Origin of the sequence: Streptomyces sp. NPDC006798 (assembly GCF_040635975.1) — a bacterium.
In the GTDB taxonomy this organism is placed as follows: Bacteria; Actinomycetota; Actinomycetes; order Streptomycetales; family Streptomycetaceae; genus Streptomyces.
Map to the genome: position 1 here is coordinate 1 of NZ_JBEYIS010000035.1, position 24233 is coordinate 24233.

The following is a 24233-nucleotide window of genomic DNA, read 5'->3' on the forward strand; positions in this document are numbered from 1 at the left end:
TTGGGGGGGCGGGGGGGGGTGGGGGGTTGGTGGGCTCCCGGCTCTGCCCCCCGCTGGGGGGGGGGCTGGGGGCGGGTCGCGGTACCGCCCGGGCGGTACCGCGGGGCGAGGGCTCGGAAACCTGGTGAGGGTCCCCGTGGCTTCCGGCCCCGGCCGGGCTGGGCCGGACTGGGCTGGGCACGGGTGCGGGCGTGGGCACGGGCGCGGGCGCGGCGTGGGCGCATCGGCACACGCCGATCGCGCGCCGGAGTGCGATCAGGGCGTACGGCGGTGGCTCGCTCCGCCCGCGCGCGCCGGGCGCTGGGTGCGCCGGGGGCCTCGCCGCGCGACCATGGAGGCGGGCGACCCTGTTCAGGAGTGCCGATGAAGCCCATGGAACAAGCAATGGAACAAGCAGAGGTCTACGAACTCGTCTTCCGCGCGTCCGCGGTCGAGGACGATGTCGTCGTGGTGCACCGGACGGAGCGCGCGGGAGCGGGCGGCCATCCGGTGTACGAGGACGAGAGCGGCATCGTCCGGGCCGAGATCAGCGCCAAAGGCGAGGTGAGGATGCTGGCCAGCGGGGGCCATCAAGCGCCCGGGATGCCGGTGACCATCCGCCCGCTCGCCGCCTGAGGTCGGCCGCGCGGGGCCCGCTCCGGGGTCTCGGCCGGACCGGTACCGGCGGTGGAGCGCACTCCCCCGGCGCACGGCGCGATGTCCCCGGGGTTGGCGACACACCCCCTCGGGGCTTAGGTTAGGCAAACCTAAGTTCCCCTGATGGTGTGGAGTATCCGCATGCGCTGGTTCAACGCCCCTCTCGCCGAGCCCACGAGTGCGGAGCGGATCAGAACGATCCTGACCGCCGCGGACTCGATGACGGTGGTGACGGACGAGGGGCGTACCGAGGTGTCCCGGCTGGGCGGCACCGGCGGTACGGAGCACATCCATCTCCACCCCGCGCCCGCCGACGGCGGTCCGGCGGGCCCCGGATCGGTACCGGCGACGCTGGAGTTCACCGATATCGCGCCGACTCCGGTGCGGGACCGGGTCAGGGCCCGGGTCCTGCTGGCCGGACGGCTGCTGCCGCCCGGGGAGCACCGGGGGTCGGACGGGAGCCGCTGTATGGAGTTCGGCCGGGCCGTGCTGGACCGGGCGGGCGAGCGGACCCCGGTGGGGCTGTGGGAGCTGATGGAGGCCGAGAGCGATCCGCTGGCGACCTGCGAGGCCGGGATGCTCACCCATATGACGGACGATCACGGCGATCTGGTCGAACTGCTGCTGCGCCTGGTGCGGCCGAGCCGTCCGGCCGCCGTGCGCCGGACCCTGCCACTGGCGATGGACCGGTACGGAATCACGCTCCGGCTGGAGTACGCCGAGGGGCACGAGGACGCCCGGCTGGCGTTTCCCACCCCGGTCAGGGATCCCGACCAGGCAGGGGAGCGCGTCCGGGCGCTGCTGGAGAGCGCGCGGGGCCGGTCGGCGCGCGGCCGGTCGCTCCGGGACTCCTTCCGCGACTCCTGACGGGGCCGCCGCGCGCTCCGCGGGGAGACCGGCGACGGCCCGGCGCGGGAGGCCGGACCGTCACGGGCCGGGTCCGCCACGGGGGCGGACCCGGCCAGGCCGGTGCGCGTCCGGTCCGTACCGCCGGGGTCCCGGCCCGCGGCTCCGGGGCGGACAGGGTGCTGTCGGGGACCTGTCGCCCGCTCCGGGCCCGCGCGGTATCGGGAACGGCGGCGGTACGGGGTCGTACGGGGTCAGCCGTGCCGCTCCCGGCCGCTTCTCATGGCGGCGGCCGTACAGGCCAGCCCGAGCAGGAAGGTCAGACCGCCGAGCACGGCATTGGTCCAGATGACCCCCTTGTCGGGGTTGCTGCCCACGATCCACGGCGCGATGATCATCCAGGCGCCCATCACGCACATGGCCCAGCTCAGGCCGTACATCCGCTGGGGCATGACGGTGAAGCCGAGGGCGAGCACCACGATCGCGATACCCATGATGAGGTTGTGGGTCGCGAGGGCGGGCTGACTGCCCGAGAAGTGGACTATCCACGGGGACACCGCGCACGCCAGGCCGACCAGGAACACCGGGCCGTCCACGAGCGCCACATCGCGCCCGCCGAGTACGCGGGCATAGCGGTCCCGCATCTCCGTGATGTCGGGATGACCCGCCAGATCTCCCCTGTGTGAGACGTCGGCCATACGACTCGCCTCCTTCGACGGTGCGTCCTGCGCGTCGGACCGAACTACGCGACACCGATGCCGCGCTCTTCCATTTTGCCCTTATATGTTCTTTATGGATAGCGGTCGGGCGGAACGATCCGAAACCGTGGACGCCGGGATTCCGCCGGGCCGGGGTGCCGGTGATTCACCCGGACGCCCTACCCGGGTGGCGCCGGAGCGCCGGGGTGAGTTCCCAGGTCAGGAGGTCGGGCCGGGCGCGAGGTCGCCCGGGTGGCGGAACCCGCACCGATTGCGGCGCGTCAACCGCCTTCACACGGTGAGTGCGAGAGTCCGTCTCACCCGCCTCCGGAAGGAATCCGTATGCGTCTCGCACCCTTGACGCGCGCGCTCGCGGCCCCCGCCCTGTGCGCCGCCCTCGTTCTCACGGCGGCCGGTGCCGCGTCGGCCGCCGACTCCCCGCCCCTCGCCCCGGCGCCCGTACCGGCGGCCGAGGCGGATCCGGCCACGACCGCGTTCGACGCGACGGTGGCGGAACTGCAGCAGTCCCTGACGGAGCTGGCGGCAGCGGCGGCCGGGGGCTCGGGCTCGACCGCCGCGGTGGAGCAGGCGGTGGCGGATCTCGTCGCGGCCCTGACCGCCGCGGGCTCGGGGACCACGCTCCCGGGAACGTCCCCGGCGACCGCACCCGCCACATCGACCCCGGCGACCACGCCGGCCGGGCCGGTGGTTCCCCAGGCGACCCTGCCGGACGTCGCCGTCCCCGACGTGGCCGTCCCGGCGGTACCGGTCCCGTCGGTGACCGTCCCGGCCGTCACGGTGCCGCCGGTGCCCGCGGCGCCCTGACCTGACCCCGGGCCCGCGACGGCGGAGGTACGGCGACACCCCCGGTGACGGGGCGTCGCCGTACCTCCGCCGTCGTCATATCCCGGGGCGGCCGTCCCCGGCGACGGCCGGGGCCTCGGCTCCGGCGGCGGCACCCCCGGCACCGGCCACGATCCGGCTCGGTGCGGCGGCGCGCGGTTCGAGACGGCGGGAGAGTACGGCGACGGCCAGCGCCGACGCGGCGAGCGCCGCGCCCACCCAGTTGGGCGCCGTGTAGCCGAACCCGGCCGCGATCACCAGACCGCCGAGCCAGGCCGCGATCGCGTTGCCCAGATTGAACGCCCCGATATTGACCGCCGAGGCGAGCGTGGGGGCGCCGGCCGCCTGGTCGAGGACCCGCTTCTGCAGCGGCGGTACGGTGGCGAAGCCGAACGCGCCGATCAGCGCCACGGCCACCGCCGCGACGGCCCGGTACTGGGCGGCCACCGCGAACAGGGCCAGCACCAGGGCGAGGCCGCCCAGCGACCCGTAGAGGACCGGCATCAGGGCCCGGTCGGCGAGGCGTCCGCCGACGAGGTTCCCGATCACCATGCCCGTCCCGAACAGCACCAGCAGCCAGGTCACCGAGGCGTCCCCGAATCCGGTGACCTCCGTGGCCATCGGCGCGATGTAGGTGATCGAGGCGAACACCCCGCCGAAGCCGAGCACCGTCATCGCCATGGCCAGCAGTACCTGGACGTTGCGGAAGGCGGCGAGTTCGTCGCGCAGCCGTACGCCCTCCGGCCGGGGGACGTCCGGCACCAGCCGCACCACGCCCAGCAGTCCGATCACCCCCACGGCGGCGACCAGCACGAAGGTGAGCCGCCAGCTCACGGCCTGGCCGACATAGGTCCCGAGCGGTACCCCGACGACATTGGCGGCCGTCAGTCCGGTGAACATCAGGGCGATCGCCCCGGCCTTGCGCCGGGGGTCCACGAGGTCGGCCGCGACGACCGCCCCGATCCCGAAGAAGGCCCCGTGGGCGAGGGATGCCACGACCCGGCCCGTGAGCATCACCCAGAAGGCGGGCGCGAGGGCGGAGAGCAGATTACCCGCGACGAACAGCCCCATCAGCACGGCGAGCACCGTACGGCGCGGGACGCGGGCGCCGAGGGCGGTCATCAGCGGCGCCCCGATGACCACTCCGAGGGCGTAGCCGGTGACGAGCCATCCGGCGAGCGGGATGGAGACCCCGTACGCCCCGGCGACCTCGGGCAGCAACCCCATGATCACGAACTCGGTGGTGCCGATGCCGAAGGCCCCGACGGCCAGGGCGAGAAGGGCGAGTGGCACAGCGGTCCTCCAGAGATTGCTTCCGCATCTTGTCCGCGTAAACAATAATTGCAGACGCGGCATACTTGCAAGCGCGTGCTGCTGGCGCCCTCCGGCTGACGCGGACGCGGCCGGAAGGCCGTCGGCCTCCGGCCGTCCGGCGGCGATTTCCCGCCGCATTCGGCCCGCCACGGCGATTCCCCGATTCGGTGGCTGGGCCACGAGGCCGGAAGGTGCGCAACAATGGGCGCGTGTTGGGCAACCTTCCCGAGGAATCGACCAGTTTCGTCGGACGGAACTGGGAACTGTTCCGGCTGGACCGGGCGTTGAGGAAGCACCGCATCGTCACCCTCGTCGGACCCGGCGGCGTCGGTAAATCACGGCTGGCGCTGCGCGCCGCCCATCAGGTCGCCGAGGGATTTCCCGACGGCGTCGCCTGGGCCGAACTCTCCCCGCTCTACGGCGACCGGCTGCTGCTCGCCACGGTCTCCGACGCCTGTGATCTGGCGGACCACACGCCCCGGATGCCGGTGGACGCCCTCTGCGAATGGCTCGCGCAGAAACGGCTGCTGCTGGTACTCGACTCCTGTGAGCATCTGGTCGACCCCTGCCGGGTCCTGGTCGGGGATCTGCTGACCGCGGTTCCCGGGCTGACGGTGCTCGCCACCAGCCGTCAGCCGCTGGGCCTGGACGACGAGCGGCTGATCGACGTCGAACCGCTGCCGCTGGAGGGCCCCGACGCGCTGGAGCTGTTCACCCAGCGCGTGCTGGCGGCGGGCGGCTTCATCCCTCCCCCGGGGGATCCCGGTGGCGCGGGGGGCCCGGGGCGTGCCGGTCACGATCCGGGCGGGTTCGCCGGGCTGGACGGGGCGACGGCCGCCCGGTGGATCTGCCGTCGGCTGGACGGTATCCCGCTCGCCCTGGAGCTGGCCGCCGCTCATGCCGCACGAGCCGGTGTCGCGGAGGTCGCCGAGCGGCTGACCTCGCGGTTCGACGTTCTGGAGGCGGAGGACGACAGCTCCGTACGGCCGGAACGGCACCGGACGATGCGTACCACGATCGGGTGGAGTCATGAACTGTGCGCCCCACTCGAACGGTTGCTCTGGGCCCGGCTCACGGTCTTCCGGGGGGACTTCGACGAGACTTCGGCGCTGGCCGTCTGCGGCGGCGGACCACTGAACGCGTCGACACTGGGTCCGCTGCTGGAGCGGCTGGTCGCCATCTCCGTCCTGCGGGTCGTCAAGACACCGGACGGCGACGGCATCCGCTACCGGATGCTGGACACCATCCGGGAGTACGGGGCCCTGTGGCTGCGCGCCCTGGAGGAGGACACCGTCCTGGCCCGGCGCCACGCCGAGCACTTCTTACGCTTCGCCGAGGACGCGGACCGCGAGTGGCTGGGCCCGGAGCAGGCGCGGTGGTACCGCCGGATCAGCGCCGTGCACAACGAACTGTGCTCGGCGCTCGACCATTTCCTGACCCACTCCCCCGAACTGGCCCTGCGGCTGGCCGGGTACGTGGGCTTCTTCTGGAGCTGCTGCGGCCATCTGCACGAGGCCCGGGACTATCTCCAGCAGACCCTCGACGCCCACCCCGAGCCGGGGCTCGACCGCACCCGGGGGCTATGGGCCCTCGGGGTGACCGTCACTCTTCAGGGCGACTACACCTACGCCCGTGCGGTGAGCGACTCGTGCACCCTGTCGGCGGCGGCCGACCGGAACGCGGAGGGCGTGCTGGCAGCGGCGTATCTGTCGGGGCTGATCGATCTGCTGACCGGGAGCCCGCTGGACGCCGAGGCCACGGCGGTGCAGACGCTCCGCGCGGCGGGCGGGGAGCCCTTCGAATCGGCGTCCCGGCTGCGCTGCCATCTCGTCCATGTCTTCGCGCTCACCGGTCTCGAGCGCCATGACGAGGCCCGGGAGCTGGCGCTGCGGCTGCGGGCGGGCTGTGTGGACCGGGGCGAGTCGTGGACCCGCGCCTATCTCGACTACCAGCTCAGTCTGATCGCGCTCTTCGCCGGGGACGCGCGGGCGGCGGCGACCCATGCCAGGAACATGCTGGAGGGGAAGCACGGGATAGGGGACAACTTCGGTATCGCCCTGGGGCTCGACGCGCTGGCGGCGGCGATCGCGGCGGCGGGCGACGGGGAACGGGTCGGCCAGGTGTACGGCACCGGGCAGGCGTTCTGGAGTACGGTCGGCCATCCGCAGCGCGGCACACCCGAGCTGCGGGCGGTCCGGGAGGCGTGCGAGCGGCAGGCCCGGGAGGCCGCCGGGGACGCGGTGTACGAACGCGCCTACCGCGAGGGGGCCTCCTGCAGTCTGGACGCGGGCCTCAAGGCGGCGCTGGCGCCGTCGCGCTGACCCGGGCCGTCACTGCCGGGTCCTGCCGTCCCGGGCCCGGCGGACCGGATACGGCACGGGGGCGGTGGGTCCGGCGGTGGCCCGGGCCCGGGGCCGTTCGGTGCCGCGTCAGGAGGTGCCGAGGCCGGTCGCGGCGGTGCTCAGGGCGTCCAGGACCGGGCGGAACAGGGGGTGGTTCTCGGCTCCCCGGCGGACCGCCGCGAAGACCCGGCGGGTCGCGGCGGGCCCGGTGACGGGCCGGACCACCGCGCCCCGCAGTTCGGTACCGCGCAGTGCCGAGCGGGGTACGAGCGCCACGCCCGCCCCGGCGGCGGCCAGCGCCACATGGGCGTGGAAGTCGTCGGAGGAGTGGATCAGCCGGGGAGTGAACCCGGCCCGTTCACCGGCGCCGATCACCATGTCGTGGCAGGGATTGCCGGGGTGGGGGCCGATCCAGTCGCTGTCGGCGAGCGCGGCGAGTTCGATCCGGGCCAGTTCGCCCAGCGGATGGCCGGCCGGGAGTACGGCGTCGAACGGCTCCGCGTGCAGCGGTACCCGGAAGAGCCGGGGATCGTCGGGGCCCGGCGCCCCCCGGTACTCCACGGCGACCGCGATATCGGCCTCGCCGTCGAGGACCAGGGGCAGGCTCTCGTCGCCCTCGGCGTCCCGGACCCGGATCCGGATCCCGGGGTGCCCGTCGGCCAGGGCCCGCAGGGCGGGGGCGACGAGTTCGGTGATGCCGGTCGCGAAGGCGGCCACGGTGACGGCGCCGGTGGTGCCGTCCGCGTACGCCGCCAGCTCCGACTCGGCGCGCTCCAGCCGGGCCAGCATCGCATGGGTGTGGGTGAGCAGGATCTCCCCGGCCGGGGTGAGCCTGACCCCCTTGCCACCACGGATCAGCAAGGTGTGTCCGGTCTCCTGCTCCAGGGCGCTGAGCTGCTGGGAGACCGCGGAGGGGGTCAGATAGAGGGCAGCGGCCGCGGCGGTCACCGTGCGGTGGTCCGCCACGGCCCGCAGGATGCGCAGCCGTCGGGGGTCGATCACTCCGCCATCCTGCCAGCCCTCAGCCGGTGGTCAGCGCCTCGCGGGCGGAGACGAAGGCGGCGACGGCCCGCCGGACGTCGTCGGTGGTGTGTGCGGCGGAGAGCTGGACCCTGATCCGCGCCTGGCCCATCGGCACCACCGGGTAGGAGAAGCCGATGGCGTAGACGCCCCGGTCCAGGAGGAGATCGGCCATCCGGCCCGCCTCGGCGGCGTCGCCGATCATCACGGGGACGATGGGGTGGTCGCCGGGGAGGATGGTGAATCCCGCGTCGGTCATCTCACGGCGGAACAGCGCCGTATTGTCGGCGAGCCGTCGGCGCAGGTCACCGGCGGTCTCCAGCAGATCGAGCACGGTCAGGGACGCGGCGGCGATCACCGGGGCGAGGGAGTTGGAGAAGAGGTAGGGGCGGGAGCGCTGGCGCAGCAGGGCGACGATCTCGGCCCGGGCGGCGACATAGCCGCCGGAGGCGCCGCCGAGGGCCTTGCCGAGGGTGCCGGTGATGATGTCGACCCGGTCCATGACCCCGGCGAGTTCCGGGGTGCCGCGCCCGCCGGGGCCGACGAAGCCGACGGCGTGGGAGTCGTCGACCATCACCATGGCGTCGTAGCGGTCGGCGAGGTCGCAGATTTCGGCGAGGGGAGCGAGATGGCCGTCCATGGAGAAGACGCCGTCGGTGACGATCAGCCGCCGGCGGGCGTCCTGGGTCTCCTTGAGCCGCTGCTCCAGCTCGGCCAGGTCGCGGTTGGCGTAGCGGTGTCGGGACGCCTTGCAGAGGCGGATGCCGTCGATGATGGAGGCATGGTTGAGGGCGTCGGAGATCACCGCGTCCTCGGAGCCGAGGAGGGTCTCGAAGACGCCGCCGTTGGCGTCGAAGCAGGAGGAGTAGAGGATGGTGTCCTCCTGGCCCAGAAAGGCGGCGAGGCGTTCCTCCAGCCGCTTGTGGACGTCCTGGGTGCCGCAGATGAAGCGGACCGACGCCATGCCGTAGCCCCAGCGGTCCAGGGCGTCCTTGGCGGCGGTGACGACCTCGGGGTGGTCGGCGAGTCCGAGGTAGTTGTTGGCGCAGAAATTCAGCACCTCGCGGGTGCCGTCGCCGCCGGGGCCGGTGGTGACGCCGACGGTGGCGCCCTGGGGGGTGTCGATGACCCGCTCGGGCTTGTGGAGTCCGGCGTCGCGGATCCCGTCGAGGGTCGTACGGAGGTCGTCGCGGACGGAGCTGAACATCAGGGGTCTCCCTAGGAGGACGGGATCACGTGGTCACGTGGTGCGCCCCGGACCGGTCCGGGTCGGCGGACGCTCCGGGAACGGCGGGCGGGCCGGTCAGGCGGTCCAGTCGAGGATGATCTTTCCGCTGCGGGCGGTGGCGGCCTCGTCGAAGGCGGCTTCGAAGTCCTGGTAGCCGTAGCTGCCGGTGATCACCGGGCCGAGGTCGAGTCCGGCTTCGAGCAGTACGGTCATGGCGTACCAGGTCTCGAACATCTCCCGGCCGTAGATCCCCTTGATGGTGATCATCGAGGTGACGATCTTCGACCAGTCGACGGCGAACTCCTCGGCGGGCAGGCCGAGCAGGGCGATCCGGCCGCCGTGGGTCATATTGTCGACCATGTCGCGGAGGGCCTCGGGGCGGCCGGACATCTCCAGGCCGATGTCGAAGCCCTCCTTCAGCCCGAGTCGGCGCTGGGCCTCGGCGACGGAGTGCTCGGAGACATTGAGCGCCAGATGCGCCCCGGCCTTGCGGGCGATCTCCAGCCGGGCGTCGCTGATGTCGGTGATCGCGACATGGCGGGCGCCGGCGTGCCGGGCGACGGCCGCGGCCATGATCCCGATCGGTCCGGCACCGGTGATCAGAACGTCCTCGCCCACCAGGGGGAACGAGAGCGCGGTGTGCACCGCGTTCCCGAAGGGGTCGAAGATGGCGGCGACGTCGAGGTCCACGGGGGTGCGATGGACCCATACGTTTCCGGCCGGGAGCACCACGTACTCCGCGAAGGCGCCGTCCCGTCCGACGCCGAGACCGATGGTGCTGCGGCACAGATGGCGGCGACCGGCCAGACAGTTGCGGCACTTTCCGCAGACCAGATGGCCTTCCCCGCTCACCAGGTCGCCGACGGCGATATCCGCGACGTCGGGGCCGACGGCGGCGACCTCGCCGACGAACTCGTGGCCGAGGATCCTCGGGGTGGCGACGGCCCCGCGGGCCCAGTTGTCCCAGTTGCGGATATGCAGATCGGTACCGCAGATACCGGTACGGAGCACCTTGATCAGTACGTCGCCGTGCCCCGGTTCCGGTTCGGGGACGTCGACGAGCCAGAGTCCGGGCTCCGCGTGCTGTTTGACAAGGGCCTTCATCGGGCGGCTCCAGCGATGGGGGACGGGGCGCGGCTCTGGTCAGTGCCAGGCTGCGGCAGCCTGGACGGACACCGCAAACCGTGACAGGTCCGGTCAGAGGTGTGGGCGCGCGGGACGACGGGACCAATCTGCCCAGCCGGGCCCGCGACGTCCATCGAGGATTTCTTAACCGGGCCCTCAGGTGCGCTACACGGAGGGTGTCCGTTCGGTCGCCGGGGGCGCCGGACACCGTCGCCGGTTGGTGTCCGAGCGCGCTGTTCCGGCCGCCGGGGGCACGCAACGGTCGCGTATTCGTCGCGGTGGTGCGAGTCTGGAAGGATGAGCTGGGCATCGTGGACGACGACCGGAGTGTATTCCGGGCGCGGAGGAGTGCTCACCGACGAAGTCGGCGTTTTGACCGGGGATCTCACTGTGCACACCACCTGGGCCGGTGGTGAGGCGCGCGTCGCCGTGCAGTACAGCGGCGCGTCCGACTGGTTCACCCTGTCGGGCAGCCCCACGCCCTGTGTGTCCGAGGACGCGAGCCGTGCGCTGCACCAGGCGGTGGTGCAGGCCGTACAGGAGGGGGGCGGGGCCACCGTGCAGTCGGCGGCCCTCGGTCCACGCGGCGCCGCTCAGCACTGATCCGCTCCACCCTCGCCCCGGCGGGCCCTCGGGCCCGGCGCCGGGCGCTTGCGGCTGCCCGGCCGCAGGGCGGCGAGCAGCCTGCGGCCCCGGGACAGGGGCCGTACGGGCGCCGGCCGGGGCTGGGGCCGGGTCCGCGGGCCCGACGGGGTGGGTCGGTCCGTTGGCTCCGGCCTGATGGTCACGGACGGTTTCGCCGTACCCGAAGGCGGTGCCCAGCCCGCCGGGGAAGGTACGCAGCCGGTCCACGAGGTCCGGTCGCTCATGGACGGTGCCGGGAGGCCGGAACCGGAGCCGGGGTCGCGCCTCCGGGTTCCGGGCGGGCCGCCGGGCCGGGACGTCCGGGTGGTCGGACGGGGTGCGGGCCGGGCCCTTCTGGCCTCGGCCAGCTCCTGGCCCAGCAGGGCGCGATACCAGGCGATCTCATCGGGCCCGTCGGCCCTGGTCAGCCGCTCCGTGACGGCCAGGGCGGCGGGCGACGTGGGGCGGTATCCCGCGATTTCGGGCCGCAGGGTGCCGAGGTGGGACCGCTCATAAGGGTCCGGCACCAGATCGGCGACACCGAAGGGATCGAGGAACGCGGCGGCGACCGCGGCCCGCTCCCAGGGGTCGGCGGCGATCCGCAGCAGCAGTCCGAGCCGTTTGCCGCGCCAGTTCGCGGGGCGCCGGTCCTCGCCCCGCTCCAGCCGTGCCCGGAGCGCCGGTTCGGCGCGTCCGGTGAGCAGTCCGGGCTCGGCCAGGGCGAATGCCTCCACTTCGGTGGCGAGATAGTGCCAGACCACCGAGCGGTACCGGTTGAGGTAGAAGCGGACGGGGACGAGATGGCCCGTCCGGGCGAGCCGGGTGAACCGCTCGGGGCTGATGGAGATCAGTTCGGCGCCCGTGGTCGTGTCGACGGTGCGGACCCGCCGTCGCACCTCGTTCGCCAGGTCCCCCGCGCCGAGCCGGGCGATCTCCTCCCGGCTGATCCTCAGCGGGCCGCCGGGCACGTCCCGGGTGGCGCGGACGGAGCCCAGCTGGACGGCGAGTTCGCACTCGGCCGGCCGCAGCCCGAGCGCACGGCCCGCGCCGCCTGGGGTGAGTCCGGGCCCGCCGGGCCGGGCTTCCGGTCCGGCCGCGGCGCGTCCGGTCGCCGTGAGCGCTCCGCCGGGCTGCCCCGCGATGACGGGCGTCCCGTGTTCCGTCGTCCGCTCCGGCCGATGCCGCGTCCCGTCCGCCGCTCCGGCGGCCGTACGCCCGCCGTCTCCGGTCCGGTGCCCGGGCGCGGCAGGGTGCTGTCCGGTCATGGTGATCCTCTCCCCCGTGTGAGTACGAATACGGTGAGTGACGACCGTAACTCCGTATCGCATCGCTCGCGGGAGCCTGTGGACAACTCCGGGCGGTCCGCCGCCGGCCTGGCGCCGACGTGTCCGCGGGCCGGTCCTTCCGTCCCTGCCGACGAGCTGTCAGCGCACGTCGGAAGGGGTCGCCCCGGGCTGCCGGGCGGCCACGCTCAGATGTTCGCCCACCCGGTTCACCATCAGGGTCATCTCATACGCGACCTGTCCGATGTCGGCGTCGGCGTCGCTGAACACACAGAGGCAACTGCCGTCGCCCGCCGCGGTGACGAACAGGATGGCGTGGTCGAACTCGACCATCGTCTGACGGGCCCGGCCGGCCCGGAAATGCCGGCCCGAGCCCCGGGCGAGCGAGTGCAGACCGGAGGAGACCGCGGCGAGATGCTCCGCGTCCTCGCGGGCGAGACCCGTACTCGCCCCCGTCACCAGACCATCGTTGGACAGCACCAGGGCGTGTCTGATGTGTTCGACGCGCTGCGTCAGATCGTCGAGCAGCCAGTCGAGTCCCTTGTCCAGCGGCATGGTTGTTCCCCTCCCGTGCGCGCGTTTCCCCGTGTCGAACGCCAGCTTTTCGCACACCAGAGCGCAGAGCAAGGTGTTGCCGTGTCACCGAATCGAAGTGTCGCGCCCCGTGTATCCGTCCGGCATATTCCACGCGGCGGACGGGACACCTCCGAACGGACTTCCCGGCCTCGCACCAGCAGGGAAACCGCGACGCTCGCGGCACCTCAACCGGAAGCCGCTGGAATATCCTCCGACGGGCGCCGGGGAAAATCACCCTCGCCCCGGGCGCGCCGCCGGGCCGGGAGGCGTGAATTGCGGCCGGGAAGACGGCGGCCCCGTACCCTGGCCGATTTCCCGGCTTCACCCGGCCGGTGGCGGTGGATCCTCCGGCCCCGGGGTCGCTCCTGCTCAGCGGGGGGTGTCGGGCGCGTCTCCGAGGCCGCGCCGGCGAGGCGGCTCCGGCGAATTCACCGGGCGCGCCGGACAACGGTGTCATCGTTCCGCCGCGTGACCGCGATCACGGCGCTTTCCGGGCGGGGCGACCACATTTTCCGGCCATCGCGGCGGAACGCTCGTACCGGGAAATCCGGAGCGCGACGACGGGGCGCAGATGGGATGTACACCGGGATTTCTCCGGATGTCTTCTCGGGGACACCTCCCGTTACCCCGCCCGGCGGAACACCTCAAGGCACCGCGATGGGATTGCGTTTTCCCCCGGCCCCGGCACAGGGGGGCCCGCGACGGCACCGGTACACCCATTCCCGGCGCGGTACGCCTCGGCGGGCGCGGCGACCGGTGTACGGCGGGCGGCGAGACGGCGGGCAGCCGGCCGCCACCGACGGACGGACGGACGGCACATCGGCAGGTGCCGGGCGTCGAGCCTCGGGCATTGGGCGGCGGACAGTGAGCGGGCGGTGGCACGCGGGCATGCCCGGGCCCCCGGTCGCGACGACCGGGGGCCCGGGACCGCGTCAGCGGTTGAGTTCCTTGCGGCTCATCCTCCGCAGCCTGCGGCGCTGGCCGGGATCCAGAGCCAGATAGGCGGCGGCGGGTACGCCCAGGACCACCAGCAGGGCCCACCAGAATCCGATGAAGGGGATCAGCAGCAGGCCGACGGCTACGCCGCCTACGACGATCTTCGTACGTGTCGACATCTCGGCGCCTCCTCGCGCGGCCTCGGCCGCTCCTGTCCGGTGGAACGTGCGGACTCGTGCCGCAGTTCCACTATCCGTCCGTCCGCAGCGGTTCGCCGACCTCGTGCATATGGGAGAGCGCCCGGCGGTACGACTCGATCAGCCCGGTCTCCGTGTACGGCAGGGAGAGCGTCCGGCAGTGGGCCCGTACCAGCGGCTGGGCCAGCCGCAGGTGCGGCCTGGGCATGCTCGGGAAGAGATGGTGCTCGATCTGGTAGTTCAAGCCGCCCAGCAGCCAGTCGGTGACCGCTCCGCCCCGGACGTTGCGGGAGGTGAGCACCTGGCGGCGCAGATGCCCAAGACCCCGGCCGCTCTCCTCGCCGACCATCTCCATGCCCTTGTGGTTGGGGGCGAAGGCCATCCCGAGATGGAGTCCGAGCACCATCTGGTGGACCAGGGCGAAGACGACGGCCTGTCCCACCGGCATGGTCGTCAACAGCAGGGTGAGATACAGCACCACGTGGAGAAGGAGCAGGGCGCCCTCGGTCCACCGGGCACGGGCCGACCGGAACAGTCCGTTCCGCCCGAAGACCCCGCGGAAGCCGGAGATCTTGAGGGCGACCGCCTCCAGGGTGGTCAGCGGGAAGAAGAGCCATGCCTGGTGCCGGGTGAGCCAGCCCCGGAAGCCGCCGCGGTCCACGGCCTGCTCCTGGGTGAAGACGAGGACGTCGGCGGCGACGTCGGGATCCTTGTCGATGTGATTGGGGTTGGCGTGGTGGCGGTTGTGCTTGTCGTTCCACCACTCCTGACTCACCCCGAGCAGCACATTGGCGTGCAGCAACTGGATCAGCCGGCCGGTCCCACGGTCGGCGGTGATCTGCGAGTGGCCCGCGTCATGGGCGACGAAAGCGGCACGGGCGCAGAGCAGGGAGAGCGCCGGGGCGAGCAGCAGCACCCACCAGGAGCCGCCGGTCAGCGCCATCCCGGTGATCACGGCGGCGATACCGAGCAGGTTGACCGCGATTCCGCGGACGTACCAGCCCGTCCGGTACTCCAGGAGCCCCTGCTCCCGCACCGTGCGGAGGAGCGGGGCGAAATCGCTGCCGGAGCCGGAGGGGCGGCGGGGGCCGCCGCAGCCCGGCTCCGTACCGCCCGGGCCGCCGCCGGGCGGGGCGGGCAGGTCCGGGGGCGGCGGCGGGGTGGCGGCGACGGTGGCCTGGGACATGGGGCTCTCCGGTCTCGAAGGGTCGGCGGGATCGGCAGGGGGCGGCGACGGCAGGCGGTGGTCCGCGATGGGGCGCCCGGGGTCGCGGGAGCCCCTGCCGCCGCCTCGGGTGACAGGCCGGTGCCGAGGTGACGGGCGTCGTCGGCGTGACGGATGCCGTGGGCGTGACGGATGTCGGGGGGGGCGTGACGGACAGGAAGGCCGTGAAGGCGGGGACGGACGAGGCGACGGGGCAACCGGCCCCGGCCCGTGAGGGCGCCGCGCAGGGCCCGGTACAGGTCGGGGAAGGGGATCGGGCCGCTCGGCGCCGACACAGGAAACGTAGGCCCCGGGACGGGCCGGGAACCATGACGCCAGCCCCCGGCCTCCTCCGGGGGAACCCCCACCGCGGGGGTGTAGCCAGCGCCACCCCCGCCGGAGGCCGGCCGCCCCCGGCGCCGATGTCCGCCGGCGGCACCCCGGCGACTCCGCTCTCCGGCCGGGTAGACCGTCGTCGGCTCCGCCGCCCGCACCACCCCTCCACTCAAGTGACGGATATCACGACGATCAATCCCCCAGCCGGGGTGATGCCGAAGTACAATCAACGACTCCATCCCCCGGTAGTCAAATTTGAGGAATCCGGATATCACTGTGCACAGACCCTCCGCGGCATCACCCTCACCGGCCGACGGATCCCGCCTGACGCCCGCCGCACCCTCCGCCCGGCCCTCGTCCTCGCCTTCGGGGCTCGCGGTCGACCCCGCCCACTGCCGTGTCACCTTCCTCCCCGGTGATCCCGCGCGTACGGGGCGATTCGCGTTCTGGCGGCCGGACGGCACCCCGCCGTCCCATTCCGCCGGAACCGTCGAGCCGGTCACCGTCGTGACGGACGACATCCGGCCGTGCGCCGTCGACGCCGTGACGCTCTCCGTCCGGGACGCCCTGCCGGTGCTGACCCGGGCCAGGACGGACCCTGACGCGTCGCCCTCGGCGGCGTTCTGGGGCGCCGCGACCGTCCTGGCGCTCCAGTTCACGGCCCGGGGGCTGCTGCTGCCCGGTCTGAGCCCCGCCGACCACGACGCCTGGCGGGCCGGCCCGCTGACCCCGGCCGACGCCGAGGCCGTCCGGGTACTCGCCGCCTCGATGCCCCCGGCCGCGCACGCGATCCCGTTCATTCCCGGCGGCGACGACGGCTCCGGACCCCTGCTGCTGCCCGAACCGGAGCGGCTGGTGCGGTCGTTCGCGGACGCGGTCGCGGACTCCCTGACCCGTACCCCCGCCGCGGCCGCGGCGCTCGGCGGACCCGCCTTCGCGGCTGACGAGCCCCGGAAGATGCCGGGGGCCCGGGCCTGGGCCGCGGACATCGCGGCCGGTCACGACGCGGGCGTACGGCTGTCGTTGCGGGTGGAGACGGTCACCGCCGACGGCGGGGACCCGGAGGCGGAACCGGGCTTCCGGGCCGTACTCCAGATCCACAGCGTCGCCGATCCGGCCGTGGTGCTCGACGCCGCCGACGTCTGGGCGGGCGGCGGCGACACGTCCTTCGGTCCGCGCGCCCGGATGGACGCCCTGCTGGCCCTGCGCCGGGCCGCCCGCTCCTGGGCGCCGCTGACCCCGCTGCTGCACGCGGCGGTACCGGACGCGATCGACCTCGCCGACGAGGAGATCGCCGAATTGCTCGGCGACGCCGCGCGGGCCCTGGCGGCCGGTGGCGTCCAGGTCCACTGGCCCCGGCGGATGGCGCGTCGTCTGGTCGCGCGCGCCGTCGTCGGCCCCCCGGACGGCGACGAGGGCGACGGCGGCGCACGCGGCGGGCCCCGGGGCGACGACGAGTCCGGTCTGCCGTCGTTCCTCTCCGCCGACGCCCTGCTCTCCTTCGACTGGCGGTTCGCCGTCGGCGGGCAGGCGCTCACCCGTGCGGAGCTGGACAGGCTCGCGCAGGCGGGCCGCCCCCTGGTCCGGCTGCGGGACCAGTGGGTCCTGGTCGACCCGGAGGAGGTGCGCCGGGCCCGGCGCAGCCAGGACCGCAAGGTGACACCGGTGGACGCCCTGGCGGCCGTGCTCACCGGCTCGGCCGAGGTGGACGGCCGCCGGGTGGACGTCGACGCGTCGGGGTGGGTGGCCCGGCTGCGCGACCGGCTGGCCGACCCGGAGGGCGGGGAGCCGGAGATCGCGGCGCCCGCCGCACTCGCGGCGACGCTCCGCGACTACCAGCTGCGCGGGCTGAACTGGCTGCACCGGATGACGTCCCTCGGTCTCGGCGGCTGTCTCGCCGACGACATGGGGCTCGGCAAGACCATCACCCTGATCTCCCTCCATCTCCACCGGCAGACCGATCCGTCGGCCGCCGGTCCCACCCTGGTGATCTGTCCGACGTCCCTGATGGGCAACTGGCAGCGGGAGGTCGAGAGGTTCGCCCCGGGGACCCCGGTCCGCCGGTTCCACGGCGCGGTCCGCGATCTCGACGGCCTCACCGGTGACGGCGACGGCGACGGGGCGGGTTTCGTACTGACGACCTACGGCACGATGCGCCTGGACGCCGAACGGCTGGCGTCGGTCCCCTGGGGCATGGTCGTGGCCGACGAGGCCCAGCACGTCAAGAACCCGTACTCGGCGACCGCGCGGAGCCTGCGGACGATCGGCGCGAAGGCCAGGGTGGCCCTCACCGGCACCCCCGTCGAGAACAACCTCTCCGAGCTGTGGGCGATCCTCGACTGGACGACCCCGGGGCTGCTGGGCCGGCTCGGCGGGTTCCGGACCCGCTACGCGCGGGCCGCCGAGGGCGGCGACCCGGTCGCGGCGGCCCGGCTCGCGGCCCTGGTCCGGCCGTTTCTGCTGCGCCGCCGCAAGTCGGATCCGGGGATCGCGCCGGAGCTGCCGCCGAAGACCGAGACCGACCGGGCGGTGTCGCTGACGCCGGAACAGGCCGGTCTTTACGAGGCCGTGGTGCGCGAGACGCTGGCCGCGATCGCCGGCGCGGACGGCATGGAGCGGCGCGGTCTGGTGGTCAAGCTGCTGACCGCCCTGAAGCAGATCTGCAACCATCCGGCGCAGTATCTGCGGGAGGAACGGCCGGTGGTACCGGGCCGTTCGGGGAAGCTCGAACTGCTGGACGAGCTGCTGGACACCATCCTCGCCGAGGAGGCGGGCGTCCTGGTCTTCACCCAGTACGTGGCCATGGCCCGGCTGCTGGCAGGCCATCTGACGGCCCGTGGCATCCCGGTGCAGCTGCTGCACGGCGGTACGCCGGTACCGGAACGGGAGGCGATGGTCGCCCGGTTCCAGAACGGGGAGGTCCCGGTGTTCCTGCTGTCGCTGAAGGCCGCGGGCACCGGACTGAACCTGACCCGGGCCGAGCATGTGGTGCACTACGACCGCTGGTGGAATCCGGCGGTCGAGGCCCAGGCCACGGACCGGGCCTACCGGATCGGCCAGACCCGGCCGGTGCAGGTCCACCGGCTGATCGCGGAGGGCACCATCGAGGACCGGATCGCGGACATGCTGGTCCGCAAGCGGGAGCTGGCGGACTCGGTGCTCGGGGCGGGGGAGGCCGCGCTGACCGAACTCACCGACGCCGAACTGGCGGATCTGGTGGAGCTGCGAGGAGGGGCCGACCGCTGATGTCACCCATGGACGACACCTGTGCCGACGACGCCGACGAGCCCGACGAAATGGCGGAGATGACGGAGACCGAGTCGTACGACGACGGAAGCGGGGCGGCGCCCGGGGCGGAACGTACCTTCGCGGCGCTGCCGCCGGTGCGCGGCCGGGGCTTCGCCGAAAGCTGGTGGGGACGGTCCTGGATCGGGGCTCTGGAGGCCACGGCCCTCGACTCGGAGCAGCTGAAGAAGGGCCGGAGGTACGCCCGGGGCGGGGCGGTGGGCGCCGTATCGGTGCGCCCGGGGCGGATCACCGCGGTGGTACGGGACCGGGACGGCACCCGGCACCGGGTGGACGTACTGCTCCAGGAGCTGGGCGACGGCGACTGGGACCGGTTCCTGGACACCGCGGTGGACCGGGCGGGCCATATCGCCGCCCTGCTGGACCGGGAGATGCCGCCGCATCTGGTGGAGGACGCGGCGACGGCGGGGGTGGAGCTGCTGCCGGGGACGGGCGATCTGGAGCCGGAGTGCGACTGCGGCTCGTGGGATCTCTGTCCGCACGCCGCCGCCCTCTGCTACACGGTGGCGCGGCTGCTGGACCAGGATCCCTTTGTGCTGTTGCTGATGCGGGGGCGGGCCGAGCGGCGGCTGCTGGACGAACTCCAGACCCGGAGTACGGCCCGGGCCGCGTCCGGCGCCGCGGGTGGCGGGCCCGACGCCGGGCCGGCCGTGGCGGGGGTGCCCGCGGCGGAGGCGTTCGCGGCCGGGGACATCCTGCCGCCGCTGCCCGCCGCGCCGTCGGTGCCGGACGAGCCCGGACTGCCGCCGTCCCTGGACACGGAGACGGATCCGGTGCCCGGGGTCGACCCGGACGGGCTGGAGTTCCTCGCCTCGGACGCGGCCGTACGGGCGCACCGGCTGCTGGTGGAGGCGCTGGCCGAGGGGCACGCGGACCGGCCCGTGGAGCCGGAGCCGTCGTTCGACGAGGACGCGGTACGGCTGGCGGCCGCCGTTGGGGGGCCGGGTCCGGGCTCGGTGGTCTCGGGCCGGCTGGCCGCCGCGACCGGGCGCACCCGGGCCGAACTGGACCTGGCGGTACGGGCGTGGCGGACGGGCGGCCCGGTGGCGCTGGCCGTCCTGGGCGACGGCTGGTCCCCGGACGCCGTTGAGCTGGCGCGGGCGTCGGCGGCCCTGGACGGTTCCTGGGAGTCGGCGGCGGACCGTCCTCAGCTGCGGTCGGCGGGTCCGGGCCGGTGGACGGTCGTGGGCGCCGACGCGCAGTTGCGGTACGGCCCCGACGGGCGGTGGTGGCCGTACCGGAAGGAGCGGGCGCGCTGGGTTCCGGCGGGTCCGGCGGAGCGCGACCCGGAGGCGGCGCTCGCGGCGGCCGGAGCTCCGGCCGGGGACGGCGACTGAGCGCACCGGCCCGGTGAATGCCGGGGACTCGGGGGTCGCGTGGGCGGGCGGCCGTACGCGGTTCCCGGTCCCGGGCCTCCGGGGTGCCGAGGTGCCGGGCTGACTTCACGGCGCTCGGCAGCCCGCGCGCGGGCGTCTGACGGCGGGCACCGCGCCGGGGCGCGCCGGGGCGCGCCGTGACGCCGTCTCCGCGCGCGGGCGGCTCGGGGCACGCCGGAGGGAGCACGCCGGCCAACTGCCGCCCCCGGCGTGCGTGGGCGGCGCGCACGGCTCCCCCACGCCCCCGGGGGCACGGCGCGATCCGCCGGGGCAACGACCTGGTCGGCACGCCAACTCCCCTGTGGACAGAGGTCGTTGTGCCGTACAAGGTGGCACCGGCCGTCTTCCGCGCGGCCCCCGCCGGACGTACGGTGGATCCGCTCGGGCCGGACCGGCCGGGACCGGCCCAGTGCCTCCCGCCGGACCGGCCCGGGACCAGACCGCTCATCGGCCCGTCGGGTGAGAGGCACGTTCCGCCGTGTTCGTGACGGATGACACCCGATGGTGTCGGCCTGCGGGCGAACCGGCCGACGACACGAGATCCTCGGGGCGGCCCCGCGCCGTTCGGCGGCCACCCGCTTCCGCCCCTCAGGAGAGCCCATGGACCGTCGAGACCTGCTCCGGTCGGCCGCCGCGCTGACGGCCGCCGCCGCCGGCGCGCTGCCGTCGGCGGGTACCGCCCGCGCGGCGTCCGATCTCACCCGTATCGCCGCCGCGGACCAGCCCGGCGCGGTGTGGCGCCCCGCCGCGTCCGCCAACTTCACGGTGTCGAGCCGCCCGTCGTCGTACCGGATCGACCGGGTGGTCGTCCATGTCGCGCAGGAGACCTTCGAGGACACGGTACGGATCTTCCAGGACCCTGCCCGGCGGGTGTCGGCGCACTACGTGGTCGGATCGGCGGACGGCCGGATCGCCCAGTGCGTCCGGGAGCGGGACATCGGCTGGCACGCGGGCAGCTGGTCGTACAACACCCGCAGTATCGGGATCGAGCACGAGGGCTGGGTCGACTGGCCGGTCTGGTTCACCCATGCCCTGTACGAGCGGTCGGCGGCGCTGACCGCCGCGATCTGCGACCGCCACGGCATCCCCAAGGACCGGGAGCACATCATCGGCCACCACGAGGTGCCCGGGGCCACCCATACGGATCCGGGGCCGCACTGGGACTGGGTGCGGTACATCCGGCTGGTGAACTTCGCCTGACCGGCCGTCCGCCCCGCACCACCCCACGCCATTCGGTTCGCACGCGCGAACGAATCATCACTCACGCGAGTGGTATCTCTTCGGCCGCGATCCGGTGTCGCGCCCGTGGCCTCCGGGTACGTCCCACGGCACCGGGCCGCGCCGAGCGGTGACGGCCCGTGAACGGATCGTTGCTGAGGGCGTGTCAGTGGCTTGTCGCACCCGCGCGGCTCGGTCACGATGGGTGTCTGGGAGGCCGAGTTGAGCGATTCATGGGTGGCCCTGGAACCCGGCACCGATCCTGGGGAGCGGATCGCCGAACTGCGCAGGGCGTACGACGCGTATCTGTCGGCGGGCCGGGTCGAGCGCCCGGTCCGACCCGAGGTGGCCGATTCCTGGCGGCGTTCCGCCCGGGCCCGGGTGAGCCCGGAGGGCATGGTGGGCGTCGAGCTGGCCGACGACGAGCTGATCGCCTATCGGGAGGGCCATCCCCTGGCCCGGGTGATGCCGCTGGTCCGCGAGCTCACCGAGCCCTACGCCAGGGACGGCGACCATCTGGTGGCGGTCTGCGACGCGGGCGGCCGGCTGCTCTGGGTGGACGGTCCTTCCGCCACCCGGGACCGGGCCGGGGCCATGGACTTCGTCCCCGGCGCCCGCTGGGCGGAGGCGGTGGCCGGGACGAACGCGCCGGGCACCGCGATCACGGTCGACCGGCCGGTGCAGGTCTTCGCGGCCGAGCACTTCTGCCGCCGCGTCCAGCAGTGGACCTGTGCCGCGGCGCCGGTCCACGACCCGGCGACCGGACGGGTGCTGGGGGCCGTCGACATCACCGGCGGCGACCGGCTGGCCCATCCGCACAGCCTGGCGTTCGTCACGGCGGTCGCCCGAGCCGCCGAAACTCAGCTGGCGCTGCTCGCCCCGCCCCCGGCGGCCGGGATCGTCCAGTTGTCGGCGCTCGGCCACGACGAGGCGCTGCTGGTGGCGGAGGGGCGCAAGATCCGGCTGAGCCGACGGCACAGCGAGATCGTCGTCCTGCTCGCCTCCCGCCCCGACGGCATCGGCGGGGACGAGCTGCTGACGGAGTTGTACGAGGACGAGTCGGTGACGCCCGTGACGCTCCGGGCCGAACTCTCCCGGCTGCGCGGGATCCTGGGGCCCGAGCTGCTGCGCTCGCGCCCGTACCGGCTCGCGGCCCGGGTCGACTCCGACTTCGGGACCGTGGCCCGGCGGCTGGCGTCGGGCGCGGTCTCCGGTGCCCTCAGCGCGTACACCGGACCGCTGCTGCCGTCCTCCCAGGCGCCCGCGGTGGTCCGGACCCGCCGCCGGCTGGCGGACCAGCTGCGGGCGGCGCTGATCGCCCGGTCGGACCCGGGGCTGCTCGGGGACTGGGCGTACAGCCACTGGGGCGAGGACGATCTGACGGTCTGGCAGGCGCTGGCGTCGGCGCTCGAAGGCCCCCGGCGGGCCGCGGCCCTCGCCCGGGTCCGGGAGATCGACCGGTGGCAGCGGGCGTGATCCGGGGGCGTACGGCGGCGGTCGGGCGCGCCCCCGCAACGGCCTCGCAACCCCACCGCCGTTAGCCTCCCGGGGAACGCCGTCCAGCGGCGGGCGGCACCTCCCCGGGAGGCTGGGAATGCCCCGATACGCGAACCCCGGCAGCGAAGGCTCGGACGTCTCCTTACAGGCACGGTACGACCACTGGATCGGCGGGGAGTACGTCGCCCCCGCCCAGGGCGGCTACTTCGAGAATCCGAGCCCCGTCGACGGGCGCCCCTACACCGAGGTGGCGCGTGGCACGGCCCAGGACGTCGAGCGGGCCCTCGACGCCGCCCACGCGGCGGCGCCCGCCTGGGGCGCGCGCCCGGCGGCCGAACGGGCGCGGATCCTGCTGCGGATCGCCGACCGGATGGAGGAGCGGCTGGAGGCGCTGGCGGTCGCCGAGAGCTGGGACAACGGCAAGCCGGTACGCGAGACCCTGGCGGCCGACATCCCGCTGGCCATCGACCACTTCCGCTACTTCGCGGGCGCGCTCCGGGCCCAGGAGGGTTCACTCAGCCAGATCGACGACGACACGGTCGCGTACCACTTCCACGAACCGCTGGGCGTGGTGGCGCAGATCATCCCCTGGAACTTCCCGCTGCTGATGGCGGCCTGGAAGCTGGCCCCGGCGCTGGCGGCGGGCAACGCGGTCGTCCTCAAACCCGCCGAGCAGACGCCCGTGTCGATCCACTTCTGGATGAGCCTGATCGCCGATCTGCTGCCGCCGGGTGTGGTGAACATCGTCAACGGCTTCGGCGAGGAGGCGGGCAAGCCGCTGGCCTCCAGCCCCCGGGTCGCCAAGATCGCCTTCACCGGGGAGACCAGCACGGGACGGCTGATCCTGCGGTACGCGGCCGAGCATCTGCGGCCGGTCACCCTGGAACTGGGCGGCAAGTCCCCCAATATCTTCTTCGACGACATCTGGGCCGTGGACGACGACCTCCGCGACAAGGCCCTGGAGGGCTTCACCATGTTCGCCCTCAACCAGGGCGAAGTCTGTACCTGCCCGTCCCGCGCCCTGGTCCAGCGGGGCCACTACGCGGACTTCCTCGACGCGGGCGTCGCCCGTACCGAGAAGATCACCACCGGCCACCCCCTCGACACCGCCACCATGATCGGCGCCCAGGCGTCCGAGGAGCAGCTCCGCAAGATCGTCTCCTATCTGGAGATCGGCCGTCAGGAGGGCGCCAAGGTCCTCACCGGCGGCGAGCCCGTGACGTACGACGGCGAACTCGCGGGCGGCTACTACGTCCAGCCGACCATCTTCGAGGGCGACAACCGGATGCGGATCTTCCAGGAGGAGATCTTCGGCCCGGTCGTCGCCGTCGCCTCCTTCTCGGACTTCGAGTCGGCGATCCGTACCGCCAACGACACGCTGTACGGCCTCGGCGCCGGAGTGTGGACCCGCGACATCAACACCGCCTACCGCGCGGGCCGGGCGATCCAGGCGGGCCGGGTCTGGACCAACTGCTACCACGCCTACCCGGCGCACGCGGCCTTCGGCGGCTACAAGCAGTCGGGCTACGGACGCGAGACGCACCGGATGATGCTGGAGCACTACCAGCAGACGAAGAACTTGCTTGTGTCGTATTCGCCGAAATCGCTGGGCTTCTTCTAGACGTCAA

Annotated in this window: 19 protein-coding genes; 10 read left to right on the forward strand and 9 right to left on the reverse strand. The window is 73.6% G+C overall.

Annotated elements, in window-relative coordinates; all coding sequences use genetic code 11:
• Positions 1–384 precede the first annotated feature (384 nt).
• Both ABZ714_RS22800 and ABZ714_RS22805 read left to right on the forward strand, forming a co-directional pair.
• A complete protein-coding gene (locus ABZ714_RS22800) occupies positions 385–615 on the forward strand; it encodes a DUF6296 family protein (protein ID WP_358827139.1) in 231 nt (76 codons plus the stop codon).
• A 162-nt stretch (positions 616–777) separates the two neighbouring features.
• Positions 778–1503 carry a DUF2470 domain-containing protein gene (locus ABZ714_RS22805; protein ID WP_358827200.1) on the forward strand — a complete coding sequence of 242 codons (726 nt, stop codon included), beginning with the start codon at positions 778–780 and terminating at the stop codon, positions 1501–1503.
• A 233-nt stretch (positions 1504–1736) separates the two neighbouring features.
• Here ABZ714_RS22805 and ABZ714_RS22810 read toward each other — a convergent pair whose 3' ends face one another.
• Entirely contained in the window at positions 1737–2180 is a 444-nt protein-coding gene (locus ABZ714_RS22810; RefSeq protein ID WP_358827140.1) for an SPW repeat protein, read from the reverse strand.
• Between the two features lie 342 nt (positions 2181–2522).
• Between ABZ714_RS22810 and ABZ714_RS22815 the strand changes: the two genes are divergently transcribed.
• On the forward strand, positions 2523–3005 hold the full coding sequence (locus ABZ714_RS22815) for a hypothetical protein (RefSeq protein ID WP_358827141.1): 483 nt from the start codon (positions 2523–2525) through the stop codon (positions 3003–3005).
• A 75-nt stretch (positions 3006–3080) separates the two neighbouring features.
• Here ABZ714_RS22815 and ABZ714_RS22820 read toward each other — a convergent pair whose 3' ends face one another.
• The gene (locus ABZ714_RS22820; RefSeq protein WP_358827142.1) at positions 3081–4316 is read right to left on the reverse strand and encodes an MFS transporter; all 1236 of its coding nucleotides are present in this window, start codon (positions 4314–4316) and stop codon (positions 3081–3083) included.
• A 230-nt stretch (positions 4317–4546) separates the two neighbouring features.
• Here ABZ714_RS22820 and ABZ714_RS22825 point away from each other — a divergent pair, with 230 nt between their 5' ends.
• Complete coding sequence (locus ABZ714_RS22825; RefSeq protein ID WP_358827143.1) at positions 4547–6658, forward strand: NB-ARC domain-containing protein; 2112 nt, start codon at positions 4547–4549, stop codon at positions 6656–6658.
• 108 nt (positions 6659–6766) lie between these two features.
• Here ABZ714_RS22825 and ABZ714_RS22830 read toward each other — a convergent pair whose 3' ends face one another.
• The 3 genes from ABZ714_RS22830 to tdh form a co-directional block, all read right to left on the reverse strand.
• Positions 6767–7681, reverse strand: coding sequence for a LysR family transcriptional regulator (locus ABZ714_RS22830; protein WP_358827144.1), 915 nt, complete (start codon positions 7679–7681; stop codon positions 6767–6769).
• A 19-nt stretch (positions 7682–7700) separates the two neighbouring features.
• Entirely contained in the window at positions 7701–8906 is a 1206-nt protein-coding gene (locus ABZ714_RS22835; RefSeq protein ID WP_358827145.1) for a glycine C-acetyltransferase, read from the reverse strand.
• A 96-nt stretch (positions 8907–9002) separates the two neighbouring features.
• Positions 9003–10031 (reverse strand): L-threonine 3-dehydrogenase, encoded by a 1029-nt coding sequence (gene tdh / locus ABZ714_RS22840; RefSeq protein ID WP_358827146.1) that lies wholly within the window; start codon positions 10029–10031, stop codon positions 9003–9005.
• Between the two features lie 318 nt (positions 10032–10349).
• On the opposite strand from tdh, the gene ABZ714_RS22845 reads away from it, so the two are divergent.
• Positions 10350–10655, forward strand: a complete 306-nt coding sequence (locus ABZ714_RS22845) for a hypothetical protein (RefSeq protein WP_358827147.1) — start codon at positions 10350–10352, stop codon at positions 10653–10655.
• Here ABZ714_RS22845 and ABZ714_RS22850 read toward each other — a convergent pair.
• The 4 genes from ABZ714_RS22850 to ABZ714_RS22865 all read right to left on the reverse strand — a co-directional run bounded on the left by ABZ714_RS22850 (position 10646) and on the right by ABZ714_RS22865 (position 14854).
• Complete coding sequence (locus ABZ714_RS22850) at positions 10646–11941, reverse strand: DUF6397 family protein (protein WP_358827148.1); 1296 nt, start codon at positions 11939–11941, stop codon at positions 10646–10648. The two genes, ABZ714_RS22845 and ABZ714_RS22850, sit on opposite strands and share 10 nt — an antisense overlap.
• Positions 11942–12100: 159 nt before the next feature.
• Positions 12101–12514: a roadblock/LC7 domain-containing protein gene (locus ABZ714_RS22855; protein ID WP_358827149.1), complete on the reverse strand. Its 414-nt coding sequence runs from the start codon at positions 12512–12514 to the stop codon at positions 12101–12103.
• Positions 12515–13467: 953 nt separating this feature from the next.
• Positions 13468–13650, reverse strand: a complete 183-nt coding sequence (locus ABZ714_RS22860) for a hypothetical protein (RefSeq protein ID WP_358827150.1) — start codon at positions 13648–13650, stop codon at positions 13468–13470.
• Positions 13651–13720: 70 nt separating this feature from the next.
• The gene (locus tag ABZ714_RS22865) at positions 13721–14854 is read right to left on the reverse strand and encodes an acyl-CoA desaturase (protein WP_358827151.1); all 1134 of its coding nucleotides are present in this window, start codon (positions 14852–14854) and stop codon (positions 13721–13723) included.
• A gap of 630 nt (positions 14855–15484) precedes the next feature.
• On the opposite strand from ABZ714_RS22865, the gene ABZ714_RS22870 reads away from it, so the two are divergent.
• The 5 genes from ABZ714_RS22870 (at position 15485) to ABZ714_RS22890 (ending at position 24226) form a co-directional block, all read left to right on the forward strand.
• Entirely contained in the window at positions 15485–18454 is a 2970-nt protein-coding gene (locus ABZ714_RS22870; protein WP_358827152.1) for a DEAD/DEAH box helicase, read from the forward strand.
• Positions 18455–18513: 59 nt separating this feature from the next.
• On the forward strand, positions 18514–19851 hold the full coding sequence (locus tag ABZ714_RS22875; RefSeq protein WP_358827201.1) for an SWF or SNF family helicase: 1338 nt from the start codon (positions 18514–18516) through the stop codon (positions 19849–19851).
• Positions 19852–20490: 639 nt separating this feature from the next.
• Positions 20491–21090 (forward strand): peptidoglycan recognition family protein, encoded by a 600-nt coding sequence (locus tag ABZ714_RS22880; protein WP_358827153.1) that lies wholly within the window; start codon positions 20491–20493, stop codon positions 21088–21090.
• 240 nt (positions 21091–21330) lie between these two features.
• Complete coding sequence (locus ABZ714_RS22885) at positions 21331–22584, forward strand: GAF domain-containing protein (protein WP_358827154.1); 1254 nt, start codon at positions 21331–21333, stop codon at positions 22582–22584.
• 118 nt (positions 22585–22702) lie between these two features.
• Positions 22703–24226 carry an aldehyde dehydrogenase family protein gene (locus tag ABZ714_RS22890; protein WP_358827155.1) on the forward strand — a complete coding sequence of 508 codons (1524 nt, stop codon included), beginning with the start codon at positions 22703–22705 and terminating at the stop codon, positions 24224–24226.
• Positions 24227–24233 lie beyond the last annotated feature (7 nt).